Below are 20,599 nucleotides of genomic sequence, written 5' to 3' on the forward strand. Positions count from 1 at the left end.
AAATGCTATATTTGCGCCACTGATGAAGCACATACGTAATTTTTGCATAATTGCACATATTGATCACGGAAAAAGCACTTTAGCTGACCGTCTATTAGAATACACTAATACCATTTCTCAACGTGAGTCTCAAGCTCAGTTGCTTGACAATATGGATTTAGAACGTGAGCGTGGGATCACAATAAAAAGCCACGCCATACAAATGAATTACAAGGTTGGTGAAATTGAATACAATTTCAACCTGATTGATACACCTGGACACGTAGATTTTTCTTACGAAGTTTCGCGTTCTATCGCAGCGTGCGAAGGTGCCTTGCTTATTGTTGATGCCTCTCAGGGAATTCAGGCGCAAACAATTTCAAACTTATACTTAGCATTAGAGCACGACCTTGAAATTATCCCAATTTTAAATAAGATGGATTTACCTGGGGCAATGCCTGAGGAAGTGAAAGACCAGATTATTGATTTAATAGGATGTAAACGTGAAGATATTATTCCAGCATCGGGTAAAACGGGGCTTGGTATTCCAGATATCATTCAGGCTATTGTAGATCGTGTCCCTGCTCCTGTGGGTGACCCTGATGCACCTTTACAAGCCCTAATTTTCGATTCAGTTTTTAACCCTTTCAGAGGAATCATCGCTTACTATAAAGTAGTAAATGGTGAAATTAAAAAGGGCGACAAAGTTAAATTCATAAACACTGGTAAACAATATTTAGCTGACGAAGTTGGTATCCTGAAACTGGATATGTCGCCCCGTAAAGTTGTTAAAACTGGTGATGTAGGTTATATTATTTCCGGGATCAAAGAAGCTCGTGAGGTAAAAGTTGGTGATACAATTACTACCGTTGATAGACCATCATTGGTGTCAATTCAAGGTTTTGAAGAGGTTAAGCCAATGGTTTTTGCTGGTATTTACCCTGTTGATACTGACGAATTTGAAGAATTGCGTGAGGCAATGCACAAGTTGCAATTGAATGATGCTTCTATCGTTTTCGAACCAGAAAGCTCTGCGGCATTAGGTTTTGGTTTCCGTTGCGGATTCCTTGGCATGTTGCACATGGAGATTATCCAGGAACGTTTGGAGCGTGAATTTGACATGACGGTTATTACAACCGTACCCAACGTATCTTATATTGCATACACCACCAAGGGCGATAAAGTTATTGTAAACAATCCATCTGATTTACCAGATCCAAGTAAATTGGATTCGGTGGAAGAACCTTTTATAAAAGCAAATATCATTACTAAAGCCGAATTTGTTGGACCGGTAATGTCACTTTGTATTCAGAAAAGGGGAATCATTGCAAATCAGTCTTACCTCACATCAGACCGGGTAGAATTGGTTTTTGAAATGCCAATGGGTGAAATTGTATTCGACTTTTATGATAAATTAAAAACGATTTCCAAAGGTTATGCATCATTTGATTATCATCAGATTGGTTATCGCAAGTCGGATTTAGTAAGACTGGATGTGTTATTAAATGAAGAGCCTGTGGATGCTTTATCTTCATTGATTCACCGTAGTAATGCTTACGATTTTGGAAAGAAAATTTGTGAGAAACTGAGAGAATTAATCCCTCGTCAACAATTCGAAATTAAGATACAAGCATCTATTGGTGCAAAAGTTATTGCCCGCGAAACGCTTAGTGCTTTACGTAAAGATGTTACCGCCAAATGTTACGGTGGAGATATTTCTCGTAAGCGTAAGTTACTTGAAAAACAGAAACAAGGAAAGAAACGTATGCGTCAGGTTGGAAACGTAGAAATTCCTCAAACGGCCTTTATGGCGGTACTTAAACTGGATTAAGCTCCTACATTTAACTTTACCTAAATTTATAACCAAAAAACAACACGATCACTACATGCAATTACTAGACGGAAAATTCGCATCTGAAAAAATAAAACAGGAAATAGCAGTTGAAGCTGCAGATTTTTTAGCTAAGAGTGGTAGGAAACCACATCTGATAGCAATTTTAGTTGGTAATGACGGTGGTAGTGAAACTTATGTTGCTAGTAAAATGAAAAACTGTGAAAAGGTTGGATTCCAATCTTCGCTGATCAGATATGACGTTACAGTAACAGAAGAGGAATTACTACAGAAAATTGAAGAGATCAATCAGGATGCAGGTGTTGACGGCTTAATCGTACAACTTCCGTTGCCTAAACATATCGATCCGGAAAAAGTAACTGAAAAAATAGATTACCGTAAAGATGTAGATGGTTTCCATCCTGTGAACTTAGGCAGAATGATGCGTAATCTTCCTTGCTTTATTCCTGCTACGCCTTATGGTATCTTACTAATGCTACAAGCTTACCAAATAGACACTACGGGTAAACATTGTGTAGTGGTGGGCAGAAGCAATATTGTTGGCAGTCCAATGAGTATTTTAATGGCACGTAATGCAAATCCAGGCAACTGTACTGTAACGCTTACACATAGTAAAACTGCTAATTTAAAAGAATTGGCACTACAGGCTGACATCATTGTTGCAGCAATTGGCAAAAAGAACTTCGTAACGGCTGATATGGTGAAACCAGGTGCTATCATCATTGATGTTGGTATAAACAGAGAGACTTCAGATCAGACTAAATCTGGTTACAAGCTATATGGTGATGTTGATTTTGAAAATGTGGCCCCTAAATCTTCATGGATCACTCCGGTTCCCGGAGGTGTAGGCTTAATGACTATTGTAGGTTTACTTAAAAACACACTAGCTTCTGCAAAAGGAGAAATTTATAGCTAAGGCGATTAATTTAACTACCAAAAAGCCTTTTAATCCAACTTTTTTTAAACCCGACGTACAACCCGTCGGGTTTTATTTCTACAGGGTACTTCTCAATATAATCCCCCTGTCCTTCTGCGCCCATGCCAGTATGTAAATTATACTCCCAACGATGAATTGGACAAATCAAATATCCATTTTTGCACCAACCACCACTCAAAACACCTCCTGCATGAGGACAATAATTTTGCACAACGAAAAACTCATCCTTATGACTTACCAAGCATAGTTTTTTTCCATCAACAATAATTTGCTTAACAAATTCCCCTTTCTCAATTCCTGTATCAATTTTATGCCAAATCAATTTATTCATAGGTCAGTCATATATTGAGCTTAAGATACATATATTCTCATTTTGATTGATATTTATTTACCTTTGCAATTCTTAAATATGGCACATCAAATACCAGAAGACGGCACACTACTTCCTTTAATGGAAGAATTTTACACGATACAGGGAGAAGGATTTAATACCGGAAAAGCCGCTTACTTTATCCGCTTAGGCGGTTGTGACGTCGGCTGTCACTGGTGTGATGTAAAAGAAAGCTGGGATGCAGAGTTACATCCACTTACTTTATCTGACGATATTGCTACAAAAGCAGATAGCTTCCCTGGAAAAGCTGTAGTGATTACTGGTGGTGAACCATTAATTTATAACCTGGACTACCTGACAAAGGAACTTCGTAAAAAAGGGATATTAACCTTTATTGAAACATCTGGGGCCTACCCTCTTTCGGGCGAATGGGATTGGATCTGTTTATCCCCTAAAAAGTTCAAAGCTCCTCGTCCTGATATCACTCCATTTGCTAATGAGTTGAAAGTAATCGTATTTAATAAAAGTGATTTTGAATGGGCTGAAAAATACGCCGAGACCGTTTCACCTCAGTGCAAACTATATTTGCAACCTGAATGGTCAAAATCAAAAGAAATCACACCTTTGATTATCGATTATGTTATGGCTAATCCTAAATGGGAAATCTCATTACAAACCCATAAATTTTTAAACATCCCTTAACTCGCTTATTTATTTTTTCGCTACATTTAGCATCATAGTTAATCTATTTAGTAGCATTGATGAAGAAAACTACGCTTTTACTCTTCCTATGTTTTATCATTCAAGTTGTTGGTGCTCAAACCTCTACTGTAAAAAAAGCACAGACTAATTATGATAAGGCGCAAGACTTCCTTAGGGCCGACAATTATGATCAGGCCATTACCTTACTTCAAGAAGCGGTTAAAGCTGATCCTGGTTTTCAGTTCGCATTTATACAACTTGCTGATATCAACCGTAGGCTTAAATCTTATGAGCTAGCAAAACAAAATTACGCCAATGCACTGGCTTTGGGTGGCAATCCAGAACCAAGGGTTTATTATGGCTTTGCCGAGGCAGAAATTTTTAGCGGAGATTACGAAAATGCCTTAAAAAACATTAACCAATTTATAAAAACCTATAAGGGTACAGATCCCGACTTTATGAACAGGGCTAAAAAATATTTAAAAGATTGTGAATTTGCCATTGAGGCATTGAAGCATCCCGTAAAATATGAGCCAATAAATATAGGTTCTGAAATCAATTCAACTTATCGTGATTACTTTCCTTCTATCACCGCCGATGGAACTCAATTGATTTTTAGTAGGAATATTGAAGGAAATGAAGATTTTTTTATTTCCGCACTGAAGGATAAATCATGGGGCAGCCCAGTTCCACTAAGCGACAAAATCAATACATCAAAATACAATGAAGGCGCCCAATCCATTACACCCGATGGTTTATACTTGTTTTTCACAGGCTGCAACAGACCAGATGGACTAGGTCGCTGCGACATTTATGTCAGTCATAAAAGCGGGAAAGAATGGGGAGAGCCATTTAATCTGGGTGCTCCAATTAATTCCCCATATTGGGAGTCGCAACCTGCTATCAGTCCCGATGGTGGTACTTTATATTTTGTAAGCAACAGGCCGGGTGGTCTGGGTGGTTACGACATTTGGAAAAGTTCATTAAAAGCTGATGGTTACTGGAGTGTTCCCGAAAATCTAGGTCCGGAAATTAACACACCTTACGATGAGCACACACCTTTTCTTCATCCCGATGGAAAAACATTATACTTTTCTTCAGATGGGTGGCCAGGAATGGGGAATAAGGATATTTTTATGAGTCGTGCCGACGAAAATGGCAAATGGTCAAAACCAGAAAACCTAGGCTACCCTATTAATACTTTTAATGAAGAGACAGGTTTAATTGTTACACCGGATGGTTCATCGGGTTTGTTTTCTTCTAATTTAAAGGGTGGTTTTGGTGATATGGATATTTATCAGTTTAAAATACCTCAAAATAAAAAGCCACTCCCGATTACATATGTAAAGGGAATTGTAACGGACAAAGTGAGTAATGCATTTTTAGAGGCTAATGTTCAAATAGTCAATTTAAAAACAGGTAGAATAGCATACAATGACATGACCTCTAAAGAAACTGGTGACTTTCTGGCTGTAATGCCTATTGGAGGAGATTATGCTTTTAACGTAACTGCAAATGGTTATCTTTTTTACTCGGAAAACTATCAGCTAGACAGTGCTTATGGGAACAAACCTTTCCTTGTAACGGTCTCCCTTGAAAAGCTGACAGCTGGAAAGAACATGGTGTTAAAGAATATTTTCTTCAATACCAACGAGTATGCACTTTTACCAGCCTCTTTAACAGAACTCAGTACGCTTAAAGATTTACTCAAAAACAATCCAAGTCTGCAGATAGAAGTTCAAGGCCACACCGACAATATTGGTAATGACCAACAGAACGAAAAACTATCTTTACAACGTGCTAAAGCTGTTTATGATTACCTTATTGAAGCAGAAATTGATCGGGAAAGATTAACGTTTAAAGGTTATGGAAAAACCAAACCAATTGCCCCTAACGATACAGAAACACAGAGAAAACAAAACAGAAGAACCTCTTTTGTCATTACTAAAATCTAAAAAAGCGGTTAAATAACCGCTTTTCTTATTCTAACTAATTTAACTAATAATTGCTCCAGTAAATCCAGATGAAGCATATTTGCACCATCCGATTTAGCATTTGCAGGATCGGGATGTGTCTCAATAAACAACCCATCTGCTCCTACGGCTATTGCTGCTTTTGCAATAGTTTCAATCAATTCAGGTTTACCGCCTGTAACGCCAGAGCTTTGATTAGGCTGTTGTAAGGAGTGCGTACAATCCATTACTACAGGAACCCCAAAGCTCTGCATCTCAGGAAGTCCACGGTAATCAACGATTAAATCCTGATAACCAAAAGTGTTCCCCCTGTCGGTAAGAATTATCCTATTATTTCCAGATTCTACAATCTTTTCGACAGCAAACTTCATTGAGCCGGCAGAAAGGAATTGCCCTTTTTTCACATTCACCACTTTATTGGTCTTTGCAGCTGCAATTAGCAAATCTGTTTGGCGACACAAAAAGGCGGGAATCTGCAAAACATCGACATATGCCGCTGCCATAGCCGCCTCTCCACTTTCGTGAATATCAGTAACTGTAGGTACATTAAAAGTCTGCCCTATTTTTTCTAGTATTCTAAGCGCTTTTTCATCGCCAATACCGGTAAAAGAACCACCTTTAGAACGATTTGCTTTACGATATGAACCTTTAAAAATAAACGGAATTTCCAGCTCATCAGTAATGGTTATGATCTTCTCAGCAATTCGCATGGCCATATCTTCTCCTTCAATAGCACATGGCCCAGCCATTAAAAAGAAATTACCAGAGTTTGTATGTTTTAATTTATCTAATGAAAGGTTTATCATTATAATCTTTTACTATTAATTACCTAATTCGGACATGAATTTAATACGCATCAGCTGTATCTCTTCACGTGAATAATCTGTTTCACCTAATTCTCTTAATGCCTCATCAATTGAATCATTTTCGGCCGATTGAAAATAATCAAATACCTCATCCTGACGATCTTCATCAATTACTTCATCAACAAAATAATTCAAGTTCAATTTGGTTCCAGAATTCACAATGGCTTCAATCTCTTTTAAGATATCATCATAGGTAATCCCTTTAGCTCTGGCAATATCTTCCAGCCCAATTTTTCTATCAATATTCTGAATGATGGATACTTTTAACTGCGATTTATTTGCCTGAGTTTTAATGATTAAATCTATCGGACGTTCAATATCATTATCTTCAACATACTTCTTGATCAACTCAAGAAATGGTGCCCCAAACTTTAGGGCCTTACCGTTACCGACACCAGAAATTTGTTTGAGCTCATCCATGGCAATCGGGTAATGCGTACACATCTCCTCTAATGATGGATCTTGAAAAACAACAAACGGAGGTACATTTTTCTGCTTGGCTATTTTCTTACGTAGATCTTTCAGCAATTGCAGCAACTGGGTATCTAAAGTCCCCGTACCATGCTTCACATCATCCTCATCGTCATCAGCGGCACTCTCAATAGGCTCGTTCAATATAAATTTAAGACTGTATGGATTTTCTACGAAGCCACGACCATTGTTGGTTAAGCTTAGCAATCCGTAATTGTCAATATCCTTTGAAAGGAAGTTATTTAATACAGCTTGTCTAACCAACGATTTCCAGTAATTCTCGCCTTCAACAACACCTAAGCCAAATTCAGGCAACTTACTATGTTCGTAAGCTATGGTTTGCGCGGTTTCTAATCCCATTAAGACATTAATGATGTGAGTATCATCAAATTTCTCTCCTATTTTCTGGATCAGTTTTAAAAGCACTTGCAACGACTCCTCAGCTTCAAATAACTTTTTAGGCTTTTTACAGTTGTCACACATGCAATTACAACCGGTTTCGTTAAAGTTCTCCCCAAAATAATGAAGAATTTGCTTTCTCCGGCAAACGCCAGATTCAGCATAATCAATTACCTCCTTTAGTATTTGTGTGCCGATCTCTCGTTCCGATACCGGCTTATCTTTCATAAACTTGGCCAGCTTATCTACATCCTTCTGCGCGTAAAAGGCAATACAAACGCCTTCACCACCATCTCTGCCAGCCCTACCAGTCTCCTGATAATAGCCTTCCATACTTTTTGGAATATCATGGTGGATTACAAAACGAACATCCGGTTTGTCAATTCCCATTCCAAAAGCGATAGTAGCTACAATGACTTCTACATCTTCCATCAAGAACTTATCTTGAGTGTCTGCTCTTACTTTTGGTTCCAGACCAGCATGATAAGGTAGAGCCTTTATCCCGTTCAGGTTTAATGATTCAGCAACTTCTTCAACCTTTTTACGGCTTAAACAATAGATGATACCAGATTTCCCTGTATTGTACTTAATGTACCTGATGATCTCTTTAAGTACGTCACGCTTGGGACGGATCTCGTAAAATAAGTTAGGCCTGTTAAATGAAGACTTAAACAAGGTGGCATCACTCATCTGAAGGTTTTTAATGATATCCTGTTGAACCTTAGGAGTAGCAGTTGCAGTTAGTGCAATAATAGGAATATCATCACCCAAACCGCTGATTACCTGTCTAATCTTACGGTATTCAGGTCTAAAATCATGTCCCCACTCGGAAATACAGTGAGCCTCATCTACCGCTACAAAAGATATTTTAATTAATCTAAGGAAATCAATATTATCCTGTTTAGAAAGCGACTCAGGAGCTACATACAGTAACTTGGTCTGTCCACTTAATAAATCACTTTTAACCTGGGCAATTTCGGTCTTATTTAAAGACGAATTTAAGAAATGTGCAATACTATCACTCCCACCAAAAGCCCTCAGTTGATCCACCTGATTTTTCATCAAAGCGATTAAAGGGGATATAACAATTGCAGTTCCTTCATTCATCAATGCTGGTAACTGATAACATATGGATTTTCCCCCACCTGTAGGCATGATCACAAATGTATTCTTCTTCTCAAGAACATTGGTTATAATTGACTCCTGATCACCCTTAAAATTGTCAAAACCAAAAAAGGTTTGTAAGTTGTCAAACAACGACTTTTTCACATCCATTTCGTGTATAAAATATTCAGTGCTATTTTTACTTCAAAATAACATAATTTTGCACTAATTCAAAGCATCAATATACTAATTAATTCTGTTTGAAAAGTAAAAAATCTATTATCGAGGCTGGTGTCAGCACGTTACAGTTGGAAGCTGAGGCCATTTTAGGCTTAATTAAGAACATAAATGATGATTTTGTTAAGGCAGTTAACCTAATTATCGAAAGTCAGGGCCGTGTGATCGTCACAGGAATTGGCAAAAGCGCCATTATTGCGCAAAAAATCGTTGCAACTTTTAACTCTACAGGCACACCAGCCATTTTTATGCATGCCGCAGATGCCGTCCATGGCGACCTCGGCATGATCCAAAAAAATGACATTGTGATCTGCATATCCAAAAGTGGAAATACACCAGAAATAAAAGTACTTGCCCCCTTACTTAAGCAATCTGGTAACATCATGATTGGCATGATCGGCCAGCTAAACTCTGAGTTAGCCAGACAGGCTGATCTTGTATTAAATACCTATGTTGAAAAGGAAGCTTGTCCACATAACCTTGCTCCTACGACTAGTACAACCGCTCAGCTCGCCATGGGCGATGCGCTTGCGATATGTTTGTTACATTCACGAGATTTCAATGAGCAGGATTTTGCTAAATATCACCCAGGCGGTTCGTTAGGCAAAAAACTATATTTAAGAACTGGAGATCTAGCTGTAAAAAACCAAAAACCATCTATTAGCCCTGATGCATCTGTAAAAGATGTCATCATAGAAATTAGTCAAAACCGTTTAGGTACAGTAGTTGTTGTTGAGGAAGATGTTATCTTAGGCATAATTACAGATGGAGACATCAGAAGGATGCTTCAAAAACATTCAGATTTAACCAATATAAAAGCGAGCGACTTAATGAATCCAAATCCCAAAAGAATTGAGAAAGATCAATTAGCAATTCATGCACTTGAGATTATAAAAGAAAACAATATCACTCAATTATTAGTTACTGATGCTGGAAATTACTTTGGTATCGTACATTTGCACGATCTATTACAAGAAGGCATAATTTAACACTTTCTAATTAGCATGAATAAAAATAATTACGCATTAATAATGGCTGGTGGAGTTGGCAGCCGTTTTTGGCCAGTAAGTAGAACTGATTTTCCAAAGCAATTCATTGATTTCTTTGGTGTCGGAAAGACACTGATTCAGAGTACTTACGAACGTTTTTTAAAAATATGTCCACCCGAGAATATTTTTGTCGTTACCAACGAAATCTACACCAGTATCGTTAAGGAGCAATTGCCAAATCTGAATGAAAACCAGATTCTAGCAGAACCAATCATGCGTAACACTGCGCCATGCATCTCTTACGGCTCCATGAAAATTGCCAGCCTTAATCCTGATGCTACGATAGTTGTTGCCCCTTCTGATCACACCATAACCAATCAGGATGCTTTTATAGCAGCAATAGAACAATCTTTAAAAGCTGCATCAGAAAATGACTGCCTGATTACCTTAGGTATTAAACCCAGCAGACCGGATACAGGATATGGTTATATTCAATATGTAGAAAACACTTTAAAAACTGATAACCAAATCCACAAAGTAAAAATTTTCACAGAGAAACCTAATATTGACCTGGCGAAATCGTTTATACAAAGTGGTGATTTTTTATGGAATGCAGGAATTTTTATATGGTCTGCTAACTCTATAAATAAAGCTTTCTCTAAACATCTTCCCGAAATGCACGAAATATTTTTGCAGGGAAATCCAATGTATAATACCGAAAGTGAAAAAGAATTTATCAGCGATGCTTATCAGCAATGCACCAATATTTCGATAGACTTTGGAATTATGGAAAAAGCTGATAATGTTTATGTATTACCTGCTGACTTTGGCTGGTCTGATTTAGGCACCTGGGCATCAATATATGACATTGCTGAACATGATTACGTAGGAAATGCAGTAATACCTGCACAACATGTGATGATGTTCAACTCCTCTAACTGCATGGTCAATGTGCCTAAAAATAAATTGGTTATCCTACAAGGCCTGCATGACTATATTGTTGTAGAGTCTAACAATACACTAATGATTTGCCCAAGAACAGAAGAGCAAACCATTAAACAAGTAGTTGCTGACGTAAAAGCCAAATTTGGAACAAAGTACATTTAGTTTTCTAACTTAATTTTATAGACATCCGGATCCGGGCTAAACCAGATCCGGATGTCTTTTTTTAATACCTTTAAACATTTTGCCTTTACAATGAGTAAGTTTTTATATGGAATTGATTTTGGAACAACCAATTCTGCCCTATCTATCTACGATGAAGAAAAAAAAGAGATCGTAGACACCATTATCGTTCCCTCTATCTTATATTTCCAAAGTGAACAACCTGCTGCCGAAGCCTTAAAATATGTTGTTGGTGAAGAAGCTATTGCCTCCTACCTGAGTGATGGGATGAAAGGCCGTTTCATGAAATCGATTAAACGTATCCTACCAAGGAGCAGCTTTATTGAAACCCGTATTCACAACAAAAGATTTAATGCATCGGATCTGGTTACGCTAATCTTAAAAGAATTGAAAAGCAGAGCCGACCTAATTACCGGCTATGATTGCCGTAAAGCCGTTATAGGCAGACCAGTATTTTTTGATGATGAGAACTCATCAAAAGATGCCTTAGCACAAAAAAGACTGAATAAGGCAGCAGAGAATGCAGGCTTCGACGAGGTAAGATTTCAGTTTGAACCTATAGGTGCTGCCTTCGCTTATGAAAAAACCATTAATAAGCAAGAAAAGGTATTGGTTGCCGATTTAGGTGGCGGAACAACTGACTTTACCTATCTAGAATTAGATCCAGCTAAAATTGGCAGCAAAGACCGCAGAAAAGACATCATAGCCACTGGGGGCATATATATCGGTGGAGATAGCTTCGATTCTGCATTTATGTGGGAAAAGGGAACACCTTATTTTGGGAAACATACCATGTATGAAGCAGCGCCTGGAAAAATGTTAAAAGTACCAGTATCTCTATTTGCGAATATCTGCTCATGGGAGCAAATGAACTTTTTTAACGGTCAAAAGATAAAAAATGACCTGCAAACCTATTATCATTATGCTAAGCAGGATAAAATCTTTAAAAATCTTATTACCCTGACGGACAATAACCTTGGTTATTCTGTATTTCAGTCTATAGAGAAAACGAAGATAGAGTTATCTAAACAAACCTCATCAACGTTTAAGTATTCGAAAATGGAAATAGAGATCGATGAGGAAGTTACTATTGATCAATACGAAACAATTATAGAAAAAGACTTGACGAAGATCAGTCGCTATTTGGAAGAGTTTCTGTCTACCAATAACATTAAACCAGAAGAGATCAACAGTTTGTTTTTAACTGGCGGAACCTCGATGGTTTGTGCGGTTAAAAACTTATTTGAAGCTAGATTTCCAGCTACCCCTATCCATACTGGCGACAACTTTATGAGTGTTGCAAAAGGATTAGCTTACAGCGGTTATTTATTTGATGAAGAATAAAAACCTTTACAGGTCATCAGTCAGCTATTGCCGCTGTCTGATGGCCTCATAAAGAATAACTCCTGCCGACACAGATACATTAAGAGAACTAATCTCCCCTATCATTGGAATTTTAGCCAGGTGATTAGCCATACGCATGATCTCATTTGAGATACCCTCATCTTCCGCTCCCATTACAATTGCAGTTGGAGCCGTGTAATCCGGCGCATAAATCAAATCGTTTGTTTTTTCAGTACAAGCTACAATCTGTAAACCACAATCCTGCAAATACAAGGCTACTTTATGTAAATTTTGGTGTCTACATACCGGAATGCTAAACAAAGCACCAGCAGAAGTCTTAATCGCATCGGCGTTAATTTGTGCCGAATTTTTCGAAGGCACAATAAGTGCATGTACCCCTGCACAAGCAGCTGTCCGCGCAATGGCCCCCATATTCCTCACATCAGTAACCCCATCCAATATCAATATCAAAGGAACTTCACCTTTTTCATAGATCATTGGAATTATATCTTCAATTTTTTGAAAAGTAATAGCAGAAATTACTGCAATTACACCCTGATGATTCTTCTGAGTCATCCGGTTTAGCTTTTCAATCGGCACATTATGTACCGGAATGTCAGTGTCTTTTAATAAGGCCTTTAGCTCTAAAATTAGCTCACCAGTTAGTCCGCGTTGTATGTATATACTTTCTACTTCTTTCCCAGCTTTAATAGCCTCTATTACAGCACGTATACCAAATACAAATTCATTATTTTCTTTAGGTCTTGAAGGTCTTCTGGAATTTTCCATTAAATATTAAATTGAAGCGCAAAAATAGGTATTCTTTTCCACATAGTTTTGTTAGCAAAAATCAAAAATTTATCGAAGCGGTATTGCAAAGCGGATATTCAGGAATGTCGAAATGTGTATAAAGAATTACACAAACGACTTTTTTTTTGTATAATTTTGTACCCATGAGTAACGATCACGCATCCCAAGGACAAGATAAGGCAAGCTTTAGTGCACGAAAAAATAGATTGAGTAATACAATCAGCACTGCAGGAAGAATACCCCCTCAGGCTACCGACCTTGAAGAAGCTGTTTTGGGAGCCTTAATGCTTGAAAAAGACGCGCTCTCTACCGTTATTGATATTCTTAAGCCTGAGATGTTTTATCACGAAGCGCATAAGAAAATTTTCGAAGCCATTCAGGGACTTTTCCAAAAATCAAAGCCAGTAGATATTTTAACGGTTACGTCAGAGTTACGTACACTAGGTTTATTGGAAATGATTGGTGGGGCTTATTTCATTACCAACCTTACAAACAGAGTTGCTTCGGCAGCCAATATTGAGTATCACGCAAGGATTGTTTCTCAAAAATATATTCAAAGAGAACTGATCCGAATCTCATCAGAGATCATAACGAATGCTTATGAAGATACGACTGATATTTTCGACCTACTAGATCAGGCCGAAAAGGGCTTATTTGATATTGCTCAAAACAACTTAAGAAGAGATACACAAAAAATGGATGAGATTGTAAAACAATCTTTAGCCACCCTGGAAGAGCTTCGCGGCAAGAGCGATGGTTTAACAGGTGTACCTTCTGGCTTTACGGACCTAGACCGTATTACCGGTGGATGGCAGCCTTCAGATTTGGTAATCATTGCAGCCCGTCCAGCGATGGGTAAAACAGCCTTTGTATTAACTTGCGCCAGAAATGCCGCTGTTCAATTCCACCGTCCGGCAGTAGTATTCTCCTTGGAGATGTCCTCTGTGCAGTTGGTAAATCGTTTGATTTCTGGAGAAGCAGAAATTGAACAGGAAAAAATCAGAAAGGGAAACCTTGCAGAATGGGAATGGCAACAATTACACAGTAAAATAGGTGGACTTACAGAAGCTCCACTCCTGATAGATGATACCCCTGCCCTAAATATCTTTGAATTCAGGGCGAAATGCAGAAGATTAAAAGCTCAGTATGACATCCAGTTGATCATCATCGATTATTTGCAGCTGATGCATGGTAAAGGTGAAGGACAAAGTGGTGGTGGAAACAGGGAGCAGGAAATCGGTAGTATTTCAAGGGCTTTAAAATCTGTAGCCAAAGAATTAAACGTACCGGTTCTGGCACTATCTCAGCTAAGTCGTGCTGTGGAGAGTAGACCAGGTGTAAACGGAAAAAGGCCTATGCTATCAGATTTACGTGAATCGGGATCTATTGAGCAGGATGCGGATATGGTACTTTTCTTGTACAGGCCAGAATACTACGGTATCACCGAAGATGAGCAAGGACGTTCTCAAGCTGGTGTTGGTGAGGTTATTATCGCTAAACACCGTAACGGTGAAACGGGTATCGTACCACTTCGCTTTATTGGTAAATATGTGAAATTTGCCGATTTAGAAGAAAGCTTTGCGGCTCCAACTTCATTCTCAATGGACAGTCCAAGTGCCGGAATGGCCCCTTCACAGGATTTTGATAGACCAGCAGGAAACGTAATCATTAAGCCGTCACGTATGGATGACATGCATGATGATGCTCCTTTCTAGTGTACTACAAAAAGTACCCTAAAAGGATGCCTGCAAGCACAATAAAAGGTGGGCTTATTTTGGTGTAATTGAGCACCAAAAAAGTGACGATCATTACCCCTATTGCCATTGCATTTAAGCCTACAGGCGCAAGCAATAACACAAATGCAGCAATAATAAATCCCACACTCACCGCATTAATACCAGTTAAAGAGTATTTAATGCGCGTGATTTTTTTCAGGTCTTCCCAAAATGGAACGATAAACAAAACAAGGATTAGCCCTGGCAAGTTAATCCCTAACACGCCTACCAATCCTCCCAAGACTTGACCAGTAACACCAAATCCGAAATTCCTCATAGTTAATGCACCTACATAACTGGTAAACGAAAATGTAGGTCCAGGTAAAGCTTGCTGCAAAGCAAATCCAGATAAAAAACCTGAAGAGCTTAAGTACTGCTTCATTTGTACAAATTCCGTAAACATCAAAGGAACTAGCACCTGCCCACCCCCAAAAATCACAATACCATTACGATAAAAATTCTCAAATAACCTGATCGGTAAACTAAAGGGCGAAGTTCTATTGATAATAGCACCCATTAAAGCTAAAAAAAGCAACACACCAAAAAAGTAGGTCAGTTTTTTCGGATTAATATTCGAAAAAAGCTTCAATCTAATATTACTCTCTTCAGTAGGCGTTCCAATAGCAGAAGAAACCATTCCACCCATCAATATGGCGAGTGGAAATACATAAGCATTTCTCAAAACCAATGTTACAATAGCAGCGGAAATAGCTAAAAAAATAGTAAGCTGCGATACTAGTACCCTTTTTGCCAGGTTAAATGCACCATAAGCCACAATTCCCAACGCAATAGGCTGTATATATTCTAAAATTTCAACAAACTCTTCCTTATGATCAACCCGGGCAAAACTAATTGCTGCGAAAGTCATAATCGCTGCCGATGGTATAATCCAGATCAAAAAAGTAACAATCGCAAGCTTTAACCCGCCTACCTTATAAGCAACACCTACAAGCGTTTGAGTAGACGCTGGTCCGGGTAATACCTGAGCCAAAGCATTAAGTTCAAGCAACTCCTCTTCAGATACAAACCGGATGTTTATTACAAAATACTTCAGTAAAAGGGCTAAATGTGCCTGCGCCCCCCCAAAAGCGGTAAAAGTAAAAAGGATTACATTTCTGATAAATAACAATTGCCTTTTTTTGCCCACCTGCTTTAATTAATCATCTTCATAATCTAAACCCGCTGCCGAATTGTATGCGCCCTGAAGCTCAGAAAAGGCATGCATATCTCTTTTGTTTCTTGCTGCCACCATACCTTTCTGATAGATGTCAAGCGCTGGCTCTGTCTGTCCTAATTTTTGATAAAGTTTACCAAGATGATAATAGGTACCTACATAATCCGGGTGGTCTGTAATCAACTTCAAATAATAATCAAGTGCTTTTTCAGTATCATTTGAAGTATTATATTCTGTAGCTAACGCATACAATACGAATGGATCATTAGGATCACTTTGTAAAAACTCCAATAACTTTGCTAATCGGGTACTTTGCATTTTAAATCCCTGCTTTTTTAATTAGATTTGCAAAAAGACAATTTGAAGTCTTACGACTTCCTGACCTTTAACAATCAAATATATAAATCTATGAAAATATTAGTTTGTATCAGTAACGTGCCCGACACGACCACAAAAATAACTTTTACTAACGATAATACACAATTCAATACTTCAGGAGTACAGTTTATTGTAAACCCTTATGATGAAATCGCTTTGTCAAGAGCAATTGAGCTATGTGAAGGTGGAAAAGGTACAGTGACTGTAATCAATGTAGGCGAAGTTGCGACAGAACCAACCATAAGAAAAGCATTGGCAATAGGTGCTGATGATGCGGTAAGAATCAATGCGGCACCAAGAGACGCCTATTTTACTGCATATCAGATCGCTGAGTACGCTAAGAGCAGTGATTTTGATGTGATCCTTTGCGGACGTGAGTCAATCGATTACAACGGCTCTCAAGTAGCAGCAATGATTGGCGAGTTTTTGAACATCCCTTCTATCTCTATCATTAAAAAATTAGACTTTGACGGAAGTACTGCAACAATTGAACGTGAAATTGAAGGCGGTAAGGAAGTTATTTCAGTAACTGGCAAGTTTATTGCGAGTTGTGCTGAGGGTACAGCTGAACCTAAAATACCTAACATGAGAGGTATCATGTCTGCACGTACCAAACCTTTACAAGTTGTTGAAGCGAAAGAGATCGCTCAGCTTAGTAAAGTACAACAATTTGAAACCCCTGCCCCACGTGGAGCAGTTAAATTAGTGCCAGCAGAAGATGCTACTAAATTAATTGACCTGTTGCACCAGGAAGCAAAAGTAATCTAACCATTTCTGTTTCAAATTTAAAAATCATTTAACAAAAGATCTTATGTCAGTTTTAGTATATGTAGAGCAAGTAGATGGTAAGTTTAAGAAGTCTGTATTCGAAGCAGTTTCTTATGCAAAAGCCATTGCAGATAAACAAAGTAGCAATTTAACCGCCATTTCTATTGGCAATGTTGGCGAGAACGAACTTAAAGAATTAGGTAAATACGGGGCTTCTAAAGTTTTAAATGTATCAAACGATCGATTAAAAAACTTCGTAAACCAGGCGTACGCAGCAGTAATTGCTGAAGCCGCAAAAAAAGAAAATGCAGATGTAGTAGTGTTATCTAATTCTTTCTCAGGAAAGGGCTTAGGACCACGTATTGCAGTAAAACTTGAAGCAGGTTTGGTTGATGGTGCTGTAGAATTGCCTCAGCTTGACGGCGGAAAATTCCTGGTTAAGAAAACTGCCTTCTCCGGAAAAGCATTTGCCATCACCGAATTAACTTCAGCTATAAAAGTAATCGCACTTAACCCTAATGCTTTTGGTACTAAAGAAAATGTTACCGATGCCACAATAGAGGCCTTCAATCCGGAGGTAAAGTCAACTGACCTTGCTGCTATTGTAAAAGAAGTAATTAGAGCAACTAACAAAATATCATTACCTGATGCAGAATTGGTTGTATCAGCAGGAAGAGGATTAAAAGGCCCTGAAAACTGGGGAATGATAGAAGAGCTAGCTTCCTTATTAGGCGCAGCAACAGCCTGCTCTAAACCAGTATCAGACGCTGACTGGAGACCACATGAAGAACACGTAGGACAAACTGGTATTGCCATCAGTCCAAATTTGTATATTGCAATTGGTATTTCAGGAGCAATCCAGCATTTAGCCGGTGTTAGCTCATCAAAAGTAATTGTTGTTATCAATAAAGATCCAGAGGCTCCTTTCTTTAAAGTGGCTGATTATGGGATCGTTGGTGATGCATTTGAAGTAGTACCAAAATTAATAGAAGCATTAAAAGCACATAAAGGGTAATATTTTGTCATCCTGGGCTTGTCGGGCTATCCCTTGATATTTCGACAAGCTCAACATGACATCGCTATATAATGAAAAAAGTAAAACTAGACATCGTTGGTTTATCATATAGCCAAACCCAATCAGGAGCCTATGCCCTTGTACTGGGAGAAGTAAATGGCCGAAGACGCCTGCCAATTATAATTGGTGCGTTTGAAGCGCAGGCTATCGCCATAGAAATAGAAAAGATGACCCCGAGCAGGCCCTTAACCCACGATCTGTTTAAAACCTTCGCTCAAATTTACAATATTGAAATCCAGGAGATTTTAATCTACAATTTAGTTGAAGGGGTCTTTTATGCCAAACTAATTTGTACGGATGGCAAAACCATCCACGAAATCGATGCTCGAACCTCTGATGCGATTGCATTAGCAGTTCGTTTCAACGCAGAAATTTATACCTACGAATTTATTCTTTCCTCAGCAGGTATAGTTATAGAAGGAAACGACTTTCTTTTCCTTGAAAATATCGACAGTCTATCCAAAGAACAGGGAACAGAAGATATTTCATCCATTCCATCATCAAGTTATAAATCCTTGAGCCTAGAAGAACTAAATCAAAAACTTCAAGAAGCAATAACTGAAGAAGCCTATGAAAAAGCAGCCCGCATTCGAGATGAAATAAATAAGAGAAATAATGAACGTTAAGTTTCGCTTAACCTTAATGAGTTTTTTACAATTCTTCGTTTGGGGAGCATGGCTCATCACCATCGCAAATTATTGGTTCGGGACAAAACAATGGGATGGTACACAATTCGGTGCCATATTTGCAACAATGGGATTTGCTTCCCTTGTTATGCCTACGCTTACAGGTATTATTGCTGACAAATGGGTAAATGCTGAAGTACTTTATGGAATTCTTCACATTCTATACGCTGGAGTTTTGTTCTATATACCCCAGGTTGATAGTCCCAACACCTTCTTTTGGGTAATGCTACTGGCTATGTGCTTCTACATGCCAACCATTTCATTGAGTAATTCTATATCTTATACGACCTTAAAATCTGGGTCATTTGATGTGATCAAGGATTTCCCACCTATAAGGGTATGGGGTACAATAGGCTTTATTGTCGCCATGTGGACAACCAACCTAACCGGAAATAAGGCTACGGCTTACCAATTTTACATTGCTGGTCTTGCTGCACTTGGATTGGGAATATATGCATTCACCTTACCCAAATGCCGCCCTCAAAACTTAATAGATGAAAAGAAATCCTTTGCACAAACTTTAGGACTGGGAGCCTTCAAGCTGTTTGCTAACTATAAAATGGCACTATTCTTCATCTTTTCAATGTTTTTAGGTGGTGCCCTTCAGTTAACAAATGCTTATGGTGATGTATTTCTTGATGAATTCAAATTATTTCCTGTCTATGCAGATTCGTTTGTAATCAAGTATTCGACCATCATCATGTCCATTTCTCAGGTTTCCGAAACCTTATTTATTTTAGCAATTCCTTTCTTTCTAAAGCGTTTTGGTATTAAAAAAGTGATTGTTATTGCGATGTTAGCCTGGGTGCTGCGCTTCGGCTTCTTTGCCTTTGGCGACCCTGCAGGCAACTTATGGATGATTGTACTTTCTTGTGTTGTTTACGGAATGGCGTTCGACTTCTTTAACATTTCCGGATCTCTTTTCGTTGAAACTTCTACTACCCCAAAGACGCGTTCTTCGGCGCAAGGAATGTTTATGATGATGACAAATGGATTCGGTGCTGTATTTGGTAGTCTTGTATCCGGCTGGATGATCGACAAGTACTTCACTAAACATTATACCAACATCCAATCCTTAGCCACTGTTGTAAATTCAGATCCTAAAAATGAACACTTACTTACATTTCTAAAAAATAAAGGCATAAGTGTATTGTCTAACGGTGATTTGAGCCGTGCCTTAGATGTAAAAAACTGGCATCATATCTGGCTCTCTTTTACCATATACGCACTGATCATTACGGTTGCATTTGCCATTATGTTTAAACACAAGCATAATCTTGCAGAAGAAAAAGCCATAGAGGAAATCGTACACTAGATGACGATCGAATCGAGTAGGAAGGTAATCATTATTTGATTACCTGTCCCCTCACACCACCGTACGTGCCGTTCGGCATACGGCGGTTCATTAAACATAAACAGCTTTAGGGGCTACTATTTCTTTAAGACTTAGTAGCCCTTGTTTCTTTAAAAATGCGTTGTTAAGCGTCCTGGTCAGGATCGGACTATGCACCGTTCTCCAATAGCCTTTACGAGTATTTCCCCATTGATAGGCTTGATAGGGTTTTACCCCTAGTTTCTCAAGCTGCTTAACACGAGTTTTTACCTGTTTCCATTGAACCCAGTA

At 38.4% G+C, this 20,599-nt stretch carries 18 protein-coding genes and 1 pseudogene; 12 read left to right on the forward strand and 7 right to left on the reverse strand.

What is annotated here, in order from left to right; genetic code table 11:
* The first annotated feature begins 22 nt into the window (after positions 1-22).
* A complete protein-coding gene (gene lepA / locus FBD94_RS23665; RefSeq protein ID WP_131610587.1) occupies positions 23-1,810 on the forward strand; it encodes a translation elongation factor 4 in 1,788 nt (595 codons plus the stop codon).
* 55 nt (positions 1,811-1,865) lie between these two features.
* Entirely contained in the window at positions 1,866-2,747 is an 882-nt protein-coding gene (locus FBD94_RS23670) for a bifunctional 5,10-methylenetetrahydrofolate dehydrogenase/5,10-methenyltetrahydrofolate cyclohydrolase (RefSeq protein WP_136882052.1), read from the forward strand.
* 10 nt (positions 2,748-2,757) lie between these two features.
* Here FBD94_RS23670 and FBD94_RS23675 read toward each other — a convergent pair whose 3' ends face one another.
* Entirely contained in the window at positions 2,758-3,099 is a 342-nt protein-coding gene (locus FBD94_RS23675) for a Rieske (2Fe-2S) protein (protein ID WP_131610585.1), read from the reverse strand.
* Between the two features lie 78 nt (positions 3,100-3,177).
* On the opposite strand from FBD94_RS23675, the gene FBD94_RS23680 reads away from it, so the two are divergent.
* Together FBD94_RS23680 and FBD94_RS23685 are read left to right on the forward strand one after the other, a co-directional pair.
* Positions 3,178-3,801: a 7-carboxy-7-deazaguanine synthase QueE gene (locus FBD94_RS23680; RefSeq protein ID WP_136882053.1), complete on the forward strand. Its 624-nt coding sequence runs from the start codon at positions 3,178-3,180 to the stop codon at positions 3,799-3,801.
* Between the two features lie 59 nt (positions 3,802-3,860).
* The gene (locus FBD94_RS23685) at positions 3,861-5,756 is read left to right on the forward strand and encodes an OmpA family protein (RefSeq protein WP_136882054.1); all 1,896 of its coding nucleotides are present in this window, start codon (positions 3,861-3,863) and stop codon (positions 5,754-5,756) included.
* An 8-nt stretch (positions 5,757-5,764) separates the two neighbouring features.
* Here FBD94_RS23685 and kdsA read toward each other — a convergent pair whose 3' ends face one another.
* Together kdsA and recQ are read right to left on the reverse strand one after the other, a co-directional pair.
* Entirely contained in the window at positions 5,765-6,580 is an 816-nt protein-coding gene (gene kdsA, locus FBD94_RS23690) for a 3-deoxy-8-phosphooctulonate synthase (RefSeq protein ID WP_136882055.1), read from the reverse strand.
* A gap of 15 nt (positions 6,581-6,595) precedes the next feature.
* Positions 6,596-8,785, reverse strand: a complete 2,190-nt coding sequence (gene recQ / locus FBD94_RS23695; RefSeq protein WP_136882056.1) for a DNA helicase RecQ — start codon at positions 8,783-8,785, stop codon at positions 6,596-6,598.
* Positions 8,786-8,874: 89 nt separating this feature from the next.
* Between recQ and FBD94_RS23700 the strand changes: the two genes are divergently transcribed.
* From FBD94_RS23700 to FBD94_RS23710, 3 genes are all read left to right on the forward strand, one after another.
* Entirely contained in the window at positions 8,875-9,840 is a 966-nt protein-coding gene (locus FBD94_RS23700) for a KpsF/GutQ family sugar-phosphate isomerase (RefSeq protein WP_136882057.1), read from the forward strand.
* Between the two features lie 15 nt (positions 9,841-9,855).
* A complete protein-coding gene (locus FBD94_RS23705; RefSeq protein WP_131610579.1) occupies positions 9,856-10,947 on the forward strand; it encodes a mannose-1-phosphate guanylyltransferase in 1,092 nt (363 codons plus the stop codon).
* 90 nt (positions 10,948-11,037) lie between these two features.
* The gene (locus FBD94_RS23710) at positions 11,038-12,309 is read left to right on the forward strand and encodes an Hsp70 family protein (protein ID WP_131610578.1); all 1,272 of its coding nucleotides are present in this window, start codon (positions 11,038-11,040) and stop codon (positions 12,307-12,309) included.
* Positions 12,310-12,333: 24 nt separating this feature from the next.
* On the opposite strand, the gene rlmB is transcribed toward FBD94_RS23710, so the two are convergent.
* Positions 12,334-13,098, reverse strand: a complete 765-nt coding sequence (rlmB, locus tag FBD94_RS23715) for a 23S rRNA (guanosine(2251)-2'-O)-methyltransferase RlmB (RefSeq protein ID WP_136882058.1) — start codon at positions 13,096-13,098, stop codon at positions 12,334-12,336.
* Positions 13,099-13,262: 164 nt separating this feature from the next.
* On the opposite strand from rlmB, the gene dnaB reads away from it, so the two are divergent.
* Positions 13,263-14,834, forward strand: coding sequence for a replicative DNA helicase (gene dnaB, locus FBD94_RS23720; RefSeq protein ID WP_131610576.1), 1,572 nt, complete (start codon positions 13,263-13,265; stop codon positions 14,832-14,834).
* 4 nt (positions 14,835-14,838) lie between these two features.
* Here the strand turns inward: dnaB and chrA are convergent, their stop codons facing one another.
* Positions 14,839-16,023, reverse strand: a complete 1,185-nt coding sequence (gene chrA / locus FBD94_RS23725) for a chromate efflux transporter (protein ID WP_136882059.1) — start codon at positions 16,021-16,023, stop codon at positions 14,839-14,841.
* Between the two features lie 27 nt (positions 16,024-16,050).
* Complete coding sequence (locus FBD94_RS23730; protein ID WP_131610574.1) at positions 16,051-16,386, reverse strand: tetratricopeptide repeat protein; 336 nt, start codon at positions 16,384-16,386, stop codon at positions 16,051-16,053.
* A 90-nt stretch (positions 16,387-16,476) separates the two neighbouring features.
* Between FBD94_RS23730 and FBD94_RS23735 the strand changes: the two genes are divergently transcribed.
* From FBD94_RS23735 to FBD94_RS23750, 4 genes are all read left to right on the forward strand, one after another.
* Entirely contained in the window at positions 16,477-17,214 is a 738-nt protein-coding gene (locus FBD94_RS23735) for an electron transfer flavoprotein subunit beta/FixA family protein (RefSeq protein ID WP_131610573.1), read from the forward strand.
* Positions 17,215-17,257: 43 nt separating this feature from the next.
* Complete coding sequence (locus FBD94_RS23740) at positions 17,258-18,229, forward strand: electron transfer flavoprotein subunit alpha/FixB family protein (RefSeq protein WP_136882060.1); 972 nt, start codon at positions 17,258-17,260, stop codon at positions 18,227-18,229.
* A 71-nt stretch (positions 18,230-18,300) separates the two neighbouring features.
* Complete coding sequence (locus FBD94_RS23745) at positions 18,301-18,915, forward strand: bifunctional nuclease family protein (protein ID WP_131610571.1); 615 nt, start codon at positions 18,301-18,303, stop codon at positions 18,913-18,915.
* On the forward strand, positions 18,905-20,290 hold the full coding sequence (locus FBD94_RS23750) for a nucleoside permease (RefSeq protein WP_136882061.1): 1,386 nt from the start codon (positions 18,905-18,907) through the stop codon (positions 20,288-20,290). The genes FBD94_RS23745 and FBD94_RS23750 overlap by 11 nt, the downstream gene beginning before the upstream one ends.
* Positions 20,291-20,380: 90 nt before the next feature.
* Here the strand turns inward: FBD94_RS23750 and FBD94_RS26050 are convergent.
* Positions 20,381-20,599 (reverse strand): annotated as a pseudogene (locus FBD94_RS26050) (hypothetical protein); the annotation flags it as partial.

It is taken from the genome of Pedobacter hiemivivus (assembly GCF_005144565.1).
GTDB lineage: Bacteria > Bacteroidota > Bacteroidia > Sphingobacteriales > Sphingobacteriaceae > Pedobacter > Pedobacter hiemivivus.